At 38.0% G+C, this 16718-nt stretch carries 18 protein-coding genes; 14 read left to right on the top strand and 4 right to left on the bottom strand.

What is annotated here, in order from left to right; translation table 11 throughout:
• Positions 1-61: 61 nt before the first annotated feature.
• From PZ892_RS18195 to PZ892_RS18170, 6 genes are all read left to right on the top strand, one after another.
• Positions 62-3355, top strand: coding sequence for a S41 family peptidase (locus PZ892_RS18195; RefSeq protein WP_277711830.1), 3294 nt, complete (start codon positions 62-64; stop codon positions 3353-3355).
• Positions 3356-3427: 72 nt separating this feature from the next.
• Complete coding sequence (locus PZ892_RS18190; protein WP_277712934.1) at positions 3428-4141, top strand: DsbA family oxidoreductase; 714 nt, start codon at positions 3428-3430, stop codon at positions 4139-4141.
• A 16-nt stretch (positions 4142-4157) separates the two neighbouring features.
• Positions 4158-5090 (top strand): CPBP family intramembrane glutamic endopeptidase, encoded by a 933-nt coding sequence (locus PZ892_RS18185; protein ID WP_277711828.1) that lies wholly within the window; start codon positions 4158-4160, stop codon positions 5088-5090.
• Entirely contained in the window at positions 5071-5283 is a 213-nt protein-coding gene (locus PZ892_RS18180; protein ID WP_094258436.1) for a DUF2007 domain-containing protein, read from the top strand. The genes PZ892_RS18185 and PZ892_RS18180 overlap by 20 nt, the downstream gene beginning before the upstream one ends.
• Positions 5284-6081, top strand: a complete 798-nt coding sequence (locus PZ892_RS18175) for a phosphatidate cytidylyltransferase (RefSeq protein ID WP_277711826.1) — start codon at positions 5284-5286, stop codon at positions 6079-6081.
• A gap of 6 nt (positions 6082-6087) precedes the next feature.
• Positions 6088-6750, top strand: coding sequence for a DUF2461 domain-containing protein (locus PZ892_RS18170; protein ID WP_277711825.1), 663 nt, complete (start codon positions 6088-6090; stop codon positions 6748-6750).
• Here the strand turns inward: PZ892_RS18170 and PZ892_RS18165 are convergent.
• A complete protein-coding gene (locus PZ892_RS18165) occupies positions 6744-7937 on the bottom strand; it encodes an anhydro-N-acetylmuramic acid kinase (RefSeq protein ID WP_277711824.1) in 1194 nt (397 codons plus the stop codon). The genes PZ892_RS18170 and PZ892_RS18165 overlap by 7 nt on opposite strands.
• A 74-nt stretch (positions 7938-8011) precedes the next feature.
• On the opposite strand from PZ892_RS18165, the gene gcvH reads away from it, so the two are divergent.
• Positions 8012-8392 carry a glycine cleavage system protein GcvH gene (gene gcvH / locus PZ892_RS18160; RefSeq protein ID WP_094258432.1) on the top strand — a complete coding sequence of 127 codons (381 nt, stop codon included), beginning with the start codon at positions 8012-8014 and terminating at the stop codon, positions 8390-8392.
• Positions 8393-8462: 70 nt separating this feature from the next.
• Here the strand turns inward: gcvH and PZ892_RS18155 are convergent, their stop codons facing one another.
• The 3 genes from PZ892_RS18155 to mqnB form a co-directional block, all read right to left on the bottom strand.
• Positions 8463-9191: a DUF6263 family protein gene (locus PZ892_RS18155; RefSeq protein WP_277711823.1), complete on the bottom strand. Its 729-nt coding sequence runs from the start codon at positions 9189-9191 to the stop codon at positions 8463-8465.
• Positions 9192-9469: 278 nt separating this feature from the next.
• Positions 9470-10456, bottom strand: a complete 987-nt coding sequence (locus PZ892_RS18150) for a pyruvate dehydrogenase complex E1 component subunit beta (RefSeq protein WP_094258430.1) — start codon at positions 10454-10456, stop codon at positions 9470-9472.
• 124 nt (positions 10457-10580) lie between these two features.
• Positions 10581-11207 carry a futalosine hydrolase gene (gene mqnB, locus PZ892_RS18145; protein ID WP_277711821.1) on the bottom strand — a complete coding sequence of 209 codons (627 nt, stop codon included), beginning with the start codon at positions 11205-11207 and terminating at the stop codon, positions 10581-10583.
• A gap of 51 nt (positions 11208-11258) precedes the next feature.
• On the opposite strand from mqnB, the gene PZ892_RS18140 reads away from it, so the two are divergent.
• The 7 genes from PZ892_RS18140 (at position 11259) to PZ892_RS18110 (ending at position 16713) form a co-directional block, all read left to right on the top strand.
• Positions 11259-11672: a 6-carboxytetrahydropterin synthase gene (locus PZ892_RS18140; protein WP_094258428.1), complete on the top strand. Its 414-nt coding sequence runs from the start codon at positions 11259-11261 to the stop codon at positions 11670-11672.
• Between the two features lie 23 nt (positions 11673-11695).
• On the top strand, positions 11696-12328 hold the full coding sequence (gene folE / locus PZ892_RS18135; protein ID WP_277711818.1) for a GTP cyclohydrolase I FolE: 633 nt from the start codon (positions 11696-11698) through the stop codon (positions 12326-12328).
• 488 nt (positions 12329-12816) lie between these two features.
• Positions 12817-13452 (top strand): O-methyltransferase, encoded by a 636-nt coding sequence (locus PZ892_RS18130; protein WP_094258426.1) that lies wholly within the window; start codon positions 12817-12819, stop codon positions 13450-13452.
• 21 nt (positions 13453-13473) lie between these two features.
• Entirely contained in the window at positions 13474-13980 is a 507-nt protein-coding gene (locus PZ892_RS18125) for a glucosaminidase domain-containing protein (RefSeq protein ID WP_277711817.1), read from the top strand.
• Positions 13981-13997: 17 nt separating this feature from the next.
• Positions 13998-14840, top strand: a complete 843-nt coding sequence (locus tag PZ892_RS18120; protein WP_277711815.1) for a glucosaminidase domain-containing protein — start codon at positions 13998-14000, stop codon at positions 14838-14840.
• Between the two features lie 117 nt (positions 14841-14957).
• Positions 14958-15668, top strand: a complete 711-nt coding sequence (locus tag PZ892_RS18115) for a hypothetical protein (protein ID WP_277711813.1) — start codon at positions 14958-14960, stop codon at positions 15666-15668.
• A 1-nt stretch (position 15669) separates the two neighbouring features.
• Positions 15670-16713: a DUF3078 domain-containing protein gene (locus tag PZ892_RS18110; RefSeq protein WP_094258422.1), complete on the top strand. Its 1044-nt coding sequence runs from the start codon at positions 15670-15672 to the stop codon at positions 16711-16713.
• The last annotated feature ends 5 nt before the right edge of the window (positions 16714-16718 follow it).

Below are 16718 nucleotides of genomic sequence, written 5' to 3'. Positions count from 1 at the left end.
TTAACCTTTATTTATTTTCCTATTAATTCCTATTTTTATCCAAACTCACCAATTAAATTATATGCTGAAAAATATTTTTACCATCCTTGCCCTCGCTACTAGTCAATTAAGCTTTGCTCAGAGCAATGGAGAAACCCTATTATTACGCAATCCCAGCATCAGTCAAAATCATATCAGCTTTGTATATGGCGGTGATATCTGGATCGCAGATAAAAATGGACAAAACCCAAGAAGATTAACCGTCAACCCTGCTGTTGAACAGAACCCTATCTTTTCACCTGATGGCTCTAAAATAGCCTTTACAGGAAATTATGACGGGAATACCGATGTATATGTGATTTCAACTCAAGGCGGGGAACCAAAAAGGGTTACTTCACACCCATCAGCAGATGTGGTTCGTGGCTGGCTATCCAATGATGAATTGTTTTTTACAACCCAACGGGAACTGAATTACTCCCTTGGTGCTAGGTTATATAAAACCAAGATCAATGGATCCGTGGATTATCCTTTGGTAATGCCTGAGGCAAATCAAGGATCTCCATCTCCAGATGGTAGATACTGGGCTTATATCAAAAATGGGGACCCTACTGAACGGGATAGAGTCGCTTTCAAAAGATACAGAGGTGGTGGCATGCCGTCCATTTGGATTTTTGATTCTCAAACCCATGATGTGCAAGTCGTTCCTGGTGAAAAATGTAATGATGTAAAACCAATCTGGTTAGGCGATAAGGTATATTTTCTTTCAGATAGAGATAAGATTGTAAACGTTTATAGCTATGATGTTAAATCTAAACAGGTAGAAAAGCTTACAAATTTTAGTGATTATGATGTCCGGACTTTACAGGGACAAGGGAATGAACTAGTCTTTGAACAAGCAGGAAAACTTCACCTGTTGAATACTTCAAATAAAACAAGCAACCCTATAGCTATAAATATTCAAGCAGATGCGATCTCAAAAAGAGGACATTATGTGGACATGAAAGATGATATTCGCAGTTTTGAAATATCATCTACAGGTCAACGCGCATTATTTGAATCCCGTGGTGAAATTTTTACTGTGCCTAAGGAAAAAGGTGATGCTCGTAATATTTCCAACTCTCCAGGTTCTCATGAGAAATATCCCGCATGGTCCGCAAACGGAAAATGGATATCATATATCTCCGATAAAAACGGAAAGTATGAACTTGTATTAAGAGATCAAAAAGGCATGGATGAACCAACATACATAAGCTTGGGTACTTCCAACTTCTATTTTCAACCGACTTGGTCACCTGATAGCAAAAAGCTTTTCTATACGGATTCTCACTTGAACTTGTATTATGTAGAAGCCGATTCTAAAAAAATTACCAAAGTAGCTGATGATTATTTAGGATCGCATACAGGACGTAATTATAATTATTTCCAATCCAGCTGGTCTCCGGATTCTAAATGGATTGCCTATCTGAAAACCTTAAACAACGGCCAGAATGCCGTATTTATGTATAACCTGGACAGCAAAAAATCCCATCAGATAACGGATGGTATGAGCGCTGTTTTTCAGCCTACATTTACAAGAGATGGCAAATATTTGGTTTTCTCTGCTAGTACAAACGTAGGTTTAACCAATTCCGGTCTACACATGACGGCTTATGATCGGGACACCGAATTTTCTCCTTATGCCTTTATCCTTTCAAGTGAATCTCCTTCCATCTTCAAAAACGAAAGCGATGAAGAAACGGTAAAGTCGGAAGAATCCAAAGAAGACAAGAACAAAGACGAAAAGAAAGACAGTAAAAAAGGCAAGAAAGACGATAAAAAATCAGATTCTAAGGAAGATAAACCTAAAGAAGAGGTCAAGCCTATCAAAGTCGATTTTGATCAGATAAATAACCGAATTATTGCTTTATCTATCCCTAAAGGTTCCCATAGCTTTGACGGTTCGGTAGAAAATATGTTAATCTATAAGCGTGGAAATAGTATTTATGCGTATGACTTGAACAAACTGGAGGAGAAGGTTATTGTTGAAAATGCCGGTAGCTTCAGCATCAGTAGTGATGGTAAACAGATGATTTACAGTAATAAAGATGGTTATTATATTGTAGCAGCGGGACAAAAGCCTGCCGGTGATACCGGAAAGCTGAAATTAGATAATATTAAACTACGGGTTGAGCCAGAAGAAGAATGGAAACAAATCTTCAATGAAGTTTGGGCGATGCAAAAAGACTTCTTTTATGTAGAAAACATGCATGGTGCAAATTGGGAGGCCGTTAAAAAGAAATATGAGAAGTTCTTGCCTTATGTGAATCACCGTTCTGATTTAAGTTATCTATTGAATGAGATGCTTGGTGAGTTGGTAGTAGGACATAGTTACATCTACCCTGGAGACGAGCCTTCAGCTCCTTCCGTAAGTTCTGGTGTATTAGGCGCTGATTTTGAAATCGAAAACAATCGTTATAGAATCAAAAAAATCTATAACCGAATGGATTGGAACCCGACCTTTAAGGCTCCATTGGCTGAACCAGGTCTGGCTGTTAAAGAAGGTTGGTATATTCTAGCTGTTAATGGCCAAGAACTAACTGCCGATACTGATATCTATAGCCTATTTGATTTTACAGTAGATAAACAAATTGGTTTAAAGGTTAATGATAAACCAACCCTTAATGGAGCAAAAGATATTACGGTTAAGCCAATTTCCTTTGGAAATGAAGTCGCGTTGAGACGCCAGTATTGGGTTGAAAATAACAGAAAAAAGGTTGATTCATTAAGTAATGGTCAAATTGCCTACGTATATATGCCGAATACAGGAAGAGAAGGGTATGTTTCTTTCAACAGATATTACTTCTCTCAAATGGATAAAAAGGCTTTATTGTTGGATGAGCGTAATAACGGCGGCGGTTCGGTTGCCGATTATGTGATTGATTTATTGTCTAGGGAACTTATCTCAGGCTGGGGAATTCGCGACGGGAAAAGCTTTACTACTCCTGGAAACGGAATCTTCGGACCAAAGGCAATGATCATCAACGAATTTGCTGGTTCTGGAGGAGATATGATGCCTTATATGTTCCGCTTTAAAGGACTTGGAAAACTCGTGGGTAGAACCACAATGGGAATTCTGGTTGGTATTTCTGGCTATCCACAATTATTGGATGGTGGAATGGTAACAGCGCCTAACTTCGGGATATTTGACCTGAATGGCAATTATATCATTGAAAACGAAGGTGTAGCTCCGGACGTGTTTGTCGAACAGATGCCGAAGGAATTACTTCAAGGAAAAGATCCACAACTTGAAAAAACAGTTCAGATCCTCCTAGATGAAATGAAAACCTACCCTTACAAAGAACTTAAAAAACCAGCGGATCCAATCCGGGTTAATTAAAAATAAAATGAAAGCCAAGGGGGAACTCTTGGCTTTCGTTCTTTTTACTAATTTAAAAGAGTATTTTTGAAAATGTTAATAGAAATCTGGTCCGATATTATGTGTCCTTTCTGTTATATCGGAAAGCAACACTTTGACAAAGCGCTTAATTCTGTAAGCTTTAAAAATGAAATTGAAGTTCAGTACAAGAGCTATCAATTAGACCCTAATTACCAGCATGAAGCTGGGGATACTACCTACAGTTACTTGAGTCGTTCTAAAGGAATGCCGATGGAGCAGGTGAAAGAGATGACTGGTAATGTAGAGCAAATGGGTAAAAATGCAGGGATAACCATTGATTTCAGCACGAATATTCCAGCTAATACATTCAAATCTCATGAACTGATTCATTTTGCAGCATCTTTGGATAAAGGAGCGGAAATGAAGGAAAGACTTTTCAAAGCACACTTCGCTGAAGGACTGAATATTGAAAATAACGAGGTATTATTGAAGCTGGCTTCTGATGTTGGTTTTTCCGAAGAGGATGCTGCTGCAGCGATTGACAGTGATAAATATGCTTATGAGGTGAAACAAGATTTAGCTGAAGCTCAGCAAATCGGTATTCGTGGCGTTCCATTCTTCTTGTTCAACCGTAAATACGCTGTTTCTGGCGCTCAACCCGTTGATGTTTTTGTCGAAGTACTTGAAAAAAGTTTCGCAGAATGGAAAGAAAGTAACCCCAATATAACCTTCTTAAATGGTGATAGCTCAGCACCAAGCTGTAATGACGATAATTGTAGTATCTAATATTAAGCAGACCTAAATGTTTGAACCTAAAAAAAATTCAGCGTGGATGTCATTAATGATCCTTTTAGGATTAACCTTTGCCTGCGCATTTACCATTCAATTGGTCCTGATAGTAGGTATAAGTTTGAGTACGGAGGGTTTAGTGAGTTTACTGAATTCAGACCAATCCATCATTAATCCAGACAACAACCCTTATCTTCTTTATTTGCTTTTAGGGGTAAGCAGCCTTTCAACCTTTTTGTTGCCATCACTTTTGCTTCAAAAAGTTGAAACAAAGCAATTTCAATATTTCCCAACAGAACAATTTCAGCTGAAAAACTACTTGGTTCTTATATTTCTGTTCTTATTGGTTAGTAATCCTGCAATGGCTGTGATCAGTGAATGGAATTTGAGCCTTAAACTGCCTGAATTCTTAAAGAGTTTAGAAAATTGGATGCGAACCCAGGAAGACCAAATGGCAGAATTGACCGAAAAATTGGTTATGGTAGATCGTATCGATCTGTTGATGATGAACCTATTGGTCATGGCCGTTATTCCTGCAATCGTGGAAGAATTTTATTTCAGAGGGTCTTTACAGAATATCTTACAACGCCTCTTTAAGAACATCCATGTGGCAATATGGGTTACAGCCATTATCTTCTCCGCTATTCATGTGCAGTTCTATGGTTTCTTTCCAAGAATGATTCTGGGATTAATATTTGGATATTCCTTGTTATGGTCAAAAAATATATGGGTTCCTGTATTTGGTCATTTTTTGAATAATGCCTCAGTAACCATAATTGCCTATGTCTACGCAAAAGATGGAAAATCATTTATTGACATGCAAAATGATGAACCCTATAGTGTGTCTATATATATAATTAGCTTTGTCGCAAGTATTGCCATTGCCTTATATTGTTATAAGATTTCAACTCAAAAATCTATTTCAAATGAACTCAAACTGGACTAAATTAAAAGTTTACAATCAAGCTTATGAAGCTGAAATTGTAAAAAATATGCTTATTGAAAACAATATTCCCGCAGTAGTATTAAATAAAAAGGATTCATCCTATTTATTTGGTGTCGTGGAATTGTATGTAGAGAATGAAAATTCGGAAAAAGCCACTGAATTGATGGGGTCTTTTGGTGAAGAAGAGGAATAAATGAAAACAAGAGCTATTACTGGGTTTTTCTTTGTAGTTGCATTGGTATGTGCTACTATTTTTAATCAATATGTATTTACGGTTTTCTTTGCTTTGATAGGCATTCTCTCAGCCAAGGAATTCTTCAGTATTTGTAGTAAGGATGATATCAAGCCCTTGAATGGTCTTGGGATATTAACCGCGACGGTGTTGGCGGCTTTATCTGCTGGGTATTTTTTAGGTCTGTTAGAATTGAAATACTTACTGCTAGCCATTCCTTTCTTTTCTCTACTCTTTATTTCTTCGCTGTATTTGAAACGAGTAAAACCATTCCATGATATTGCCTATACAGTATTGGGGATTTGGTATGCCACTATTCCCTTCTTGTTTTTCATTGGCTTAGGATTTATTCAGGGAAGTTTTAACCCCTATATTCCTATGGGTTTCCTCATTATCCTTTGGTCAAATGACACAGGAGCTTACTTATCAGGTAGAGCCTTGGGCAGGACAAAGCTGTTTGAAAGAATTTCACCAAATAAAACCTGGGAAGGATTTATTGGAGGAGTAATCCTTGCCATGGCTGTGGCTTTTAGTTTAGAACATTTTTTCGGCTCTCTAAGCAAAGTTCAGTGGATTAGTATCGCAGTAGTGATTGGTATATTTGGAACTTTGGGAGACTTGGTGGAATCCATGCTGAAAAGAAGCTTAGGAATCAAAGACTCAGGTCAAATTCTGCCTGGTCATGGTGGTTTCTTGGACCGTTTTGATGGCTTATTAATTGCTGCTCCACTTGTGTATGTTTTGCTAACATTATTATAATTACCCATGAAAATAGAAAAAGCAACCTTTGACTTTCTAAATAATCTGAAAGAGAATAATAATAGAGAATGGTTCCAGGAGCATAAAGTAGCGTATGAAGCGGCTCTGAAAAATGTAACTGAATTTATTGAAGGAATTATTATTAAACTTTCAGAATTAGATCCTCATATCAATCAAGAGATCTCAGCAAAAAAATGTTTGTTCCGTATTTACAGGGATGTTCGCTTTTCAAAAAACAAGGATCCTTATAAAACATGGTTTGCTGCCGGTATTTCGGTAGATGGTCGCAAATTAGCAGGTCCTGAATATTATATCCATATTCAACCGGATGGCACTTTTATCGCTGTAGGTTATTGGAGGCCAGAAAAACATCATTTGGACGCTATCCGACAAGAAATCGATTATAACGCTGAAGAATTATTCAAATCCTTGGAAAAAGGAGGTTGGAAAGCTGAGGATTTATCCTCTGAAGATAAATTGCAGAGACCTCCGGCAGGATATGCGGCCGATAACGAATATATAGAGCTTTTAAAGCACCGAAGTTTCATTTTGTCAGCTAACCTTAGCAGAAAGCAAATGGAAGCCTCTAGCGCCTTAGAAACCGTTGTTGAGAAATATTCCAGCATGATTCCTTTTAAGGAGTTCATCCATCAAGCCTTGGATCAATAAGGAAGGCTTATTTTCCCCATACAAACAGCAGGAGAGTCCTTGATATGTTTAACCGACTGTGGGTTTCCTGCCAAGGTTTCATTCGCTAGAACAGCAAATAAACAAGCTTCTTTCGCATCTGGATTTAAGCCTAATTCATCAAAAGAGTCTACGCTATCCGGAAAAGCTTCTCTTAACTGCTCCATCAATAAAGGATTGTGCAACCCACCCCCGCTTACATAAATTTTGAAATTCGTAATCCCAACTGTTGCCCTCTGAATTCCGTTTATTATTGTCTTTGCTGAAAACGCATTCAAAGTCGCCATTGTATTTTCATTACTGAGGTCCTGAATGGATGCGATCTTAATTGCTGTTTGAAGGTATTCTAAATTGAATAACTCCGGCCCAGTCGTTTTCGGAAAATTCAAATTGAGGAATGGTTCTTTGAGTAATTCTTCCAATAACAACATATTAACGGTTCCCTTTGAGGCTATTTCTGCATCCTTGTCCATTTCTCTTTTAAAGTGTTTTTCCATGTATTGATTCATCATGGTATTTCCTGGGCCAAGATCTGTAGCATAGGCTTCCAATTCTGAACCTATTTGCGGTAAAAAGGTAAAGTTTGATATCCCGCCAATATTCAATAGGATTCGGTTCTCCTTTTCAGAACTGAATAGTAAATAGTCGCCATAAGCAGCCAATGGGGCACCTTCCCCTCCAGCAGCTAAATGCTTTTGTCGAAAATCTGAAAGGCAGATGATTCCTGTTTTTACGGCAATATGATCTCCATCGCCTAATTGTAGAGTGCTATTTGGAAGAGAAAGGACCTGCGTCAATGATTGTGGCGCATGAAATACTGTCTGGCCATGACTGGCAATCGCATCGATCTGCTCTGGTTTTAATTCCCACTTCTTTAATGCCTTCAAGATCAAATCAGCATGTACCTCTGCAATATATGGATTCAGGCCACAGAGAATCTGTTGATCAACGGTTCTTTTTGCAAATATCTTACGGATCCAATTCCTGAATTCTGGCTGATAATCGAAGGTTTCAAACTCCATTAATTCAATTCTACTTGTATTACCATGACCATAAATTTTGCACAAGGCAATATCTAAGCCATCGAGTGAGGTACCGGACATTAATCCAATGATTAATCTATAATCTTTTTGAGCAATATCTGATAGTTTAGCGATTCCAGGATTCATAGGATAAAAATACAATAACTTTTGTATTCTCCTTTCTTAATCCTATTTTTGGGGGAAAAACAAATAGAAAAGACATGAATTTTCCTTCAGAATTAAAATACACCAAAGATCACGAATGGGTTCGTGTAGAAGGTGATGAAGCAGTTATTGGTATTACAGACTTCGCACAAAGAGAGTTAGGTGATATCGTGTTTGTTGATATCAACACAGTGGGTGATGAAGTTGCAGCTAATGAAGTGTTTGGTTCAGTAGAGGCGGTAAAAACTGTTTCTGATCTTTTTATGCCAGTTACTTCAACTGTATTGGCTGTAAATGACGCTATTGATGCTAATCCGGAATTAGTAAACTCTGACCCTTATGGTGAAGGATGGATTATCCGTGTTAAATTAAACAATGCTGCTGATGTTGACGGATTATTATCCGCTGACGATTATAAAGCTGAAGTTAACGCTTAATCAAGCAATAAAGCATAAAAAAGCCCGAAAACAATTTTGTTTTCGGGCTTTTTTATGCTTTATATTATGCTTATTCAACTTTCATGATTACTTCAGAGGTGATTTTTTGACCTTCTACTTCCATATCCATTTTAACGGTAGCAGATTTGGTAAAAAATGTAGTAGGGTCAGCAATATAGGTGCTTACTACACTTCCAATTTTGGTTTCATCCTTGAACATGTCTGAAGTACTTTCAATTACATAACCTTCGGCAGTCTTTTCTACATATTTGTTTAAAGCCTTGGTCGTAATACCATTTGATGTTGCTTCAGTAGTCCAGGTATCACCTGGTTTTACAGGTTTATCAGGATAAGTTGCTGACATTTCAACGTTTCCAAATGGATTTTGTGCATTATCTACTCCCTCCATTTTAACAACTTTACCTGTTTCAGAGGTAATCATAGTAATTTTCTTTCCGATCAAATTCTCAAATTGAGCTCCCATCGCTGCTGCAGTCGGATCGTCTGATGGATTCTCAGAATCATAACTAATAGTCATCATACCCGCATCAATATCCATTTTAACGGCATCTGTGGTGTTTTCAATTGTATAGTTGGGACTTTCGAATTTAGCGACATTGATTGTACTTTTAGTAGTCATATCCATGATCATACTCTGTGCACCTTCCATATCCATTTTCATTGTTGTAACCGCCTTTAAAGGTTTGTTTAAAGGAAGCTTCATTTTAAATTCAACCTGTTGAGCATTCGACGTGAATGCCGCAGATGAGAGTAAGAATAGGACTAATAATTTTTTCATTTTTTTAGATTTTGTTAACTAAAATACAAATTTTTTCAACAATGTAAAGTTTGTCTAAAAATTAATGAGAACTCGAAAAGGAGGGTTAAATGATTTGTGTCTGGATGATAATAAATTGCAAAACCTAAGCTAAACCTATTTTACAAACAGGTTCTTCTTGTAAGCAAGTTCAATCATGCTATGTGTTAACAACAATCAAATCAACCTTTTGTATTTCTCAGAAAAAGAAAAGCCCCAATAGCGATATTGGGGCTCTCAAAATAATATTTTAGAATTCCTTATTTCTTGATATAAGAAACTTCTTTTACAGCTTTAACAACTTTAGCAATACTTGGCAATGAAGCCTCAACTAAGGTTGGTGCATATCCAAGAGGAACGTCTGCTGAAGTAACGCGTACCACAGGAGCATCTAAATAATCAAATGCATTCTTTTGAACATGGAATGTAATTTCAGAAGAAATAGACGCTAAAGGCCAAGCTTCTTCAACAATTACTAAACGATTCGTTTTCTTTACAGATTCGATAATTGCTGGGAAGTCGATAGGACGTACTGAACGTAAGTCGATCAACTCAACGCTAACACCTTCTTTTTCTAATTCCTCAACCGCAGGAATAACAACACGAGGAATCATTTTACCAAATGAAACTACTGTTACTGCCGTTCCTTCTTTCACTACATTGGCTTTACCAATAGGCAAGTAGTATTCCTCTTCAGGAACCTCACCTTTATCACCATACATAACTTCAGACTCCATGAAAATAACTGGATCTGGATCAATAATAGATGATTTTAATAATCCTTTTGCATCATATGGGTTTGAAGGAACAACCACTTTCAATCCTGGAGTATTTGCATACCAGTTTTCAAAGTTTTGAGAGTGCTGAGCACCTAATTGACCTGCATTTCCCGTAGGACCTCTGAACACAATTGGACAAGAGAATTGTCCACCACTCATTTGGTGAATTTTAGCTGCAGCATTGATTACTTGGTCAATTGCAACTAAGGAGAAGTTGAAAGTCATAAATTCAACGATTGGCTTTAAACCATTCATTGCCGCACCAACACCGATACCTGCAAAACCAAGCTCTGCAATTGGGGTGTCAATAACACGTTTAGCACCAAACTCATCAAGCATTCCTTGACTCACTTTATAGGCACCATTATATTCAGCGACTTCCTCGCCCATTAAAAAGATTGTTTCGTCTTTGCGCATTTCTTCGTTCATTGCTTCCCGAAGCGCTTCTCTGAATTGTATTTCTCTCATCAGTATTACAGATAGTGAATTTTGTTTAGATATGCAAAAATACTATTATTTCTCGAATTTCCGTAGAGCCATTGTACTATTTTCGATGGAATGAGGACTACACAATCGATTTACAAAGTGGATTTTACTGTTGGATAGCAATTACAAAGCGCTCTAGCCATGAATTAAGCTCTTTAATCGCCAAGGGAATGTTCCAGTTTTCTACATTTCTCTTTTCCACTAAGTTGGAAATTGACCTTACTTGGACACAAGGGATCCGCATCTTGTTCGCCGCATAAAAAAATGCAGCCCCTTCCATGCTCTCCAATAGGGTTAATCCATGCTCCTGCTTGATCTTGGAAATACTATCTTCGGAGCCATGCGACTTATTCACGGTAATGGCATCCGTATAGGGTATCTCATAAAATTCCGCCGGGAGTGACCAATTTGGCAAGGTCTCCACAAATACGGAATTTCCAAAGCCCAAATTGTCAATCGGAATGAAATCCTGATCGTTCTCTGCACCAAACTCAAATACCCGGTCCGTCTTAATCTTGAATATAGAACCCAACTTATGGTAAGGGTTAAACGTTCCTGCAATACCCACATTGATCATCAGATCGTAATTTTTGCCTTGCAGGTATTGGCCCAAGGCAAAACCCGTAGCAACCATACCGACTCCTGTGACAAGATAATCTGTTTTAGTCTCTATTAATGTGGGAATAGATGCGGCTATTTCAAGTTCCGTGGCGGCGACGACAAGAGTTTTCATATATGTTGCTCAAAGTACTAATTTACGCTAATTTACTTTATCTTTGTCATTATGATTTATATAACACGACGCGAACGCTTTAATGCTGCCCATAAGCTCTATCGTGAAGACTGGTCACTTGAGGAAAATGAGCGTGTTTTTGGTAACTGCTCTAACCCGAATTGGCACGGTCATAACTATGACTTATATGTGACTGTAAAAGGCCTTGTCAATCCTGAAACAGGGTTTCTGATTGACCTTAAACTGATGAAAGATATTATTATCAGAGAGGTTATCGACAAGCTGGACCATAAAAACGTCAACCTGGATGTAGATTTTATGGAAGGTAAAATGGCCTCTACTGAGGTTATTGCCATGGAAATATTCCATATTTTGAAACCATTCTTTGAAAAAGAAAAGGTTTTCCTTCATGCAGTCAGACTACACGAGACTGAAAATAATTATGTCGAATATTTCGGCGAATAATTCACCCATAACAAATAGTAAGAATGAGCAAATTTCAACAATTTGATGATGACGAACAGGACGGTTACTTAAAGATCGACCAATACAACGAAAAGAATGTTGAACGTATTGCAGAACATTATAAAGATATTCTTCAAGCTTTAGGAGAGGATCCTAATCGTGAAGGTTTAATCAAAACACCAGAACGTGTTGCTAAAGCCCTTCAGTTTTTAACTCATGGCTACGATGTTAACCCGGCAGAATTGCTGCGTAGTGCCATGTTTGAAGAAGAATACAGCCAAATGGTGGTGGTAAAGGATATCGAGGTTTATTCTATGTGTGAGCATCACATGCTTCCATTTTTTGGTAAAGCCCATATCGCTTATATCCCGAATGGTCATATCGTAGGATTAAGCAAGATCCCACGTGTGGTTGATGTTTTCTCCAGAAGACTTCAAGTACAAGAAAGATTGACCAATGAAATCCGCGATTGTATCCAAGAAACGTTAAAACCAGCAGGTGTTGCAGTCGTAATTGAATGTAAACACATGTGTATGGCTATGCGTGGCGTACAGAAACAAAATTCGGTAACCACAACCTCTGCATTTACAGGTGCATTTCAAAATGATGTAACTCGATCAGAGTTTCTACGTTTGATTACCGCTTCTTTAGATTAATTTTTCGAAAAGATATTTTTATTAAAAGGTCTGGATGTATTTCCAGACCTTTTTTTGTATAGGATATTCCGTTCATCTTTTGGACTCCTTTTACTTTAATTATTATTTATCCCGGAGATGTACCGTAGCTGGCTCGGAACTTCCTCGGACCTTGTTCGGATTTTTTCGACCAAGGTCCGAAGGATGTCCGGAGAAGGTCCGGAGAAAGTCCCTAGAAACAGCGAGTTTTTCTTGAACAAGAAATGGATTGGAATCGAATATCATTTCCTTAAAATCGATAGTTTATAAATGAAATTGATTTCCGATTAAAGGTCAGTTTTATGACGTAATTTAAATAATGGTTGAAAATTTTCACTTTTAACAAACAGCATTTAAAGGCTTTAAACGCTGTTTATACTTGTGGGTGTTACGTTGTAAGTAAAAGATAATCAGTGCTTTGTAAAATAATTCTTGGTTGGAAGCATAGCTAATATTTATCTTTGCGCAGTATGTTTGAAGAGTCTAATCCGTTAAACAGTTATCTGGAAGATACTACAGACGAAGAAAATTCGTTGTTAAAAAAGGTCAATAGAGAGACCTATCTAAAGGAGACAATGCCACACATGTTATCGGGGCATTACCAAGGGCGAGTGCTGAGTATGTTAAGCAAATTAGTACAGCCGAGGTTAGCGTTAGAGATTGGGACTTTTACAGGATATGCGACCCTGTGTTTGGCTGAGGGAGTAGTTGATGGCGGTGTTTTACATACGATAGATATCAATGAAGAGCAGGAGGAGCGAGTTCAATCCTATTTTGATGAATCGCCCTATGCTAGTCAGATTAAATATCATATCGGAGACGCTGCGGAGGTTATTCCGACGATTGAGGGAACATTTGATTTGGTATTTATTGATGCCGACAAGAAGCGTAACCTCATTTATTTTAACATGTTGGTTGACCGGGTTAGGCCTGGAGGTCTAATTTTAGTTGACAATGTGTTATGGAAGGGCAAGGTTTTTGATGAAAAGCCGGACAAGCAAACACAGCAAGTAATAGAATTAAATCAAACCTTGGCAGGGGATAAACGAGTTGAGAAACTCATACTGCCGATTAGAGATGGGCTTTTTGTGCTACGCAAAAAGTAGTGTTAAACTAAAACAAGTTTTATGCTAGATTATTGTAGAAAGATTTTTGTGGTATGTATACTTATCACTCTTTCAACTTTAGGATTATATGCTCAGGATTATACGACAAAGACGTATATCGAGAAACATAGTCCAGCAGCTCAAACGCTAATGCGTGAAACAGGGGTTCCGGCTTCTGTAATTTTAGCAGTAGCAATTCATGAAAGTGCTTATGGCAACAGTAGAATTGCGCGCTATTTAAACAACCACTTTGGTATCAAGGGGAAGAACAGCAGTAAAAAGATCCGTTCGGCGTATAAAGGCTACGGTTCGGTATTGGATTCTTACCGTGATTTTGTGGGGCTTCTTCAAAGAAGGAAAGCTACACGGCCATTGTTCGACAAACACAACTCTGAAGATTATAAAGGTTGGGTAAAAGGGATCGCTAAATCTGGGTATTCAGAAACTGGCGATTGGTCTAGAAAGGTGATCTCAACGATCAACACTTATGACCTAGAAAAGTACGACGAGAAAATTAATCTTAACTAAGCGCATTTGTCAACACGATGAAGAAGTTTTTATTGGCCAGTTTAATATTGGCCTTATTTTTTGTTTCATGTGGAACTAAAAGAAACACAGTACTTAAGCATCCTAACGGAAAGCCGAACAGCAGTACCTCTAAACCGAACTCTTCATCATCGGGCAATAAAGGCACATCCATGAGTGGCTTGTCCTATATCGATCGCTATAAAGGCATCGCTATTGAGGAAATGAATAAATATGGCATTCCTGCCAGTATTAAATTGGCGCAAGCCCTTTTAGAATCAGGAAACGGAAATAGTTACCTCGCGACTCAAGCCAACAACCACTTTGGAATCAAATGTGGCGGCTCTTGGTCCGGCAAGTCTGTCAATCGTCCTGATGATACCAATAATGATTGTTTCCGCGTGTATAATGATCCTGAACAATCCTTCCGTGACCATTCCCAATTTTTACTTCGTAAACGCTATGAGAATCTCTTTACCCTAAAAAAAGATGATTATAAAGGCTGGGCAAAAGGTCTAAAAGCAGCAGGCTACGCTACAAACCCTCGTTATCCAGAACTTCTAATCGATCTAATCGAGCGCTACGACCTTCATCAATACGATATTGCTGAAGCTCCAATAGAAAAAGTGGCTCGTGTGGAGAAAGTGGAAGAAGTAATCGAAGAAAAAGAAGTGGTAGAACCTGATGTGCCAGTAGAGGAAATCAAGAAACCTGTCGCTATGGCGATTTATGAAGTCCAAGCAACCGATACCATGTATTCCATCGCCAGAAAATATAATGTCAGCGTAGACAATATCAAACAATGGAATGGTCTTTCTACTGATGCGGTCTCCGTTGGACAACTCCTGGTCGTATCAAAATAGTTACAAGCCCCATTAAAAGATGTTAAATATTAGCAAGCTATTCTTCTAAGACGTAGTTTTATAGGAGTGAAAATTCTTGTCCATATATTTTTTATTTTTTGTTTATTTGGACCAACTTTGTTATATGCACAGCAAAGTTTGGAAGGGATTGTATATGACAAGGACACCAAGCGTAGGCTTGGAGAAGTGCAGATTAGGAACCTAAACACTCAAAAATACATTTATAACGATGCTCGGGGAGAGTTTAGAACTTCCGTGAAAGCTGGGGATGTTTTGGTCTTTAAGAAGATTGGATATTTTTCGGACACCTTGGTTTACAATAATAATGCGGTTTTGATTGTCAACTTAAAGGAGAATGTTGCTCAGATTGAAACGGTTACAGTTGTTGGTCGGAAAAGCCCTGATGAGGTTTTAGCAGAGATAAAAAGAGATTATGGCAAGGCTTTTGAGTTGTCTACACCCGGAGATTTATTTTCTGTTGGTCGGACCGGAGCTGGGCTGAATATAAACTCGTTGTACAATATGGTCAGTAAAGAGGGGAAAAACGCACGGCGCTTTACCCAATTTATTGGAAAATTGCATGAAGAAAATATCATTGACTTTAATTTTACGCCGGAATTGGTGCGTAGTTTAGTCGGGTTGGAAGGGGATGAATTAAAGGTATTTATGCAGCTTTTTAGGCCTACATACGAATTTGTGTCTACAGCTAACTATTATCAGATGGTGAAATATATAAAAAGTAAATACGAAGTGTTCAAACTACACCCAAATTTACGACCTTTGCGAGAACTACCAGAAATTAAGTTAGACGTAAAAAAAGAGAATTAACATGAATATAAAAATTTACCTATTACCTGTTTTCATTTTTATTTTCGGGATGAGCCTGACCCAAGCACAAGACTTACGTGAATTGCGCGTACGCCCTGATAGTGCTATTTCAGAGGATACTACAGGCCGGGCATTAGCCATCAAAAATATAAACGTACCGATACCAAAATTGGATTTACGTGTCAATTACTGGAAACATTGGACTCGCTTAGGAGTTAATTTTAACCAAGCGGCTTTTAGTGAAAACTGGAAATTAGGGGGATTAAATTCATTCGCCATTGGCGGGATTCTTTGGCATAAATCGGAGTTCAACAGGAACAACTTTAACTTTACTTCAGAGGTTGATTTAAAATATGGTAAAGTAAAGAATGAAGGCCAATTGGCAAAGCCAAATAATGACCGGATATTCTGGGATAATAAATTGGCGTATAAATTGACAAAATCATGGGCGGTCTATTTGTCCTTGACTTATGAGACTCAATTTGACAATTCATTCCACTATGCTATGGTCGATGGCGAAGAGGTGATCACCGGTTTGAAATCTTCATTTATGGCTCCGGGTTATTTTACGGAATCATTCGGTTTGGAGTACAAGCCTGATCAAACGTTCTCTTTAAGATTTGGTACCGGTACGGCTAGACAGACATTAATCCTGGATAATAGATTGAAGCCATTGAATGCCTATGACTATTTCCAAAAGCATGGAGAATATAAAGATCCGAATGATGTGACGAAAGGTACAGGCCCAATGTTTGGTGTTGAAGAAGGCAAGATCTTCAATAATGAGCTGGCATTCCAGTTAACAGCCAACTTAGACCGTAACTTAACGAAGAATTTGCATTTAAAGGCGCGTTATAACCTATTCGCGGACTACGAAGATATTACAGACCCAACACATCGTTTAGATGCGACCTTAACAGCGAAGGTGACTTCCTTGATCAATGTGGCATTAGGTGGGGTTGTGTTATATGATACTGCCCTAGATAATAAGGTTCAATGGAATCAAATGTTATCCATGGGGGTATTGCTTAATTTACCAAAATAAGATAG

The organism is Sphingobacterium sp. WM, from assembly GCF_029542465.1.
Taxonomy (GTDB): domain Bacteria; phylum Bacteroidota; class Bacteroidia; order Sphingobacteriales; family Sphingobacteriaceae; genus Sphingobacterium; species Sphingobacterium cellulitidis.
The sequence above is the reverse complement of the archived record's forward strand: the minus strand, read 5'-3'. Positions and strand labels throughout refer to the sequence as shown.